Origin of the sequence: Nosocomiicoccus sp. HMSC059G07, assembly GCF_001815515.1 — a bacterium.
In the GTDB taxonomy this organism is placed as follows: Bacteria; Bacillota; Bacilli; order Staphylococcales; family Salinicoccaceae; genus Nosocomiicoccus; species Nosocomiicoccus ampullae_A.
This window is the reverse complement of sequence record NZ_KV820858.1, coordinates 1-342: the sequence shown is the minus strand read 5'-3', so window position 1 is coordinate 342 and position 342 is coordinate 1. Positions and strand designations below refer to the sequence as shown.

Sequence of the window (342 nt, the reverse complement as noted above, 5' to 3'; positions counted from 1 at the left end):
CTTGCATAAGCTCTGCTTCTTCGTATAAGTCATCTATATTTACGTCATCTGGTACAACGCCCATTTGTATAATTGAACGTACAACTTTTTTAGAGTTTTTTTGCATTAAACCAATAAGTAGGCTTCCGAAGTTTTGCTTGACGTTATCTGTGAGTTTCCCGACCATACCAAAGTCGATAAACCCAAGCGTACCATCGTTTAAGACGATGATGTTCCCTGGGTGAATATCCGCATGGAAAAATCCGTGTTCAAATATTTGTGTAAAAATTGTTCGCGCAAATGTATCTGCGAGTTGATAACGATCAAAGCCTTTTTTCGAAAGTTCATCGACTTTACGAATTG

1 protein-coding gene is annotated in these 342 nt (G+C 38.0%); it reads right to left on the bottom strand.

Translation table 11 applies throughout. The features are described from left to right. The coding region (locus HMPREF3029_RS06310; RefSeq protein WP_168165511.1) for an AarF/UbiB family protein at nt 1-342 on the bottom strand (342 nt) is incomplete at both ends.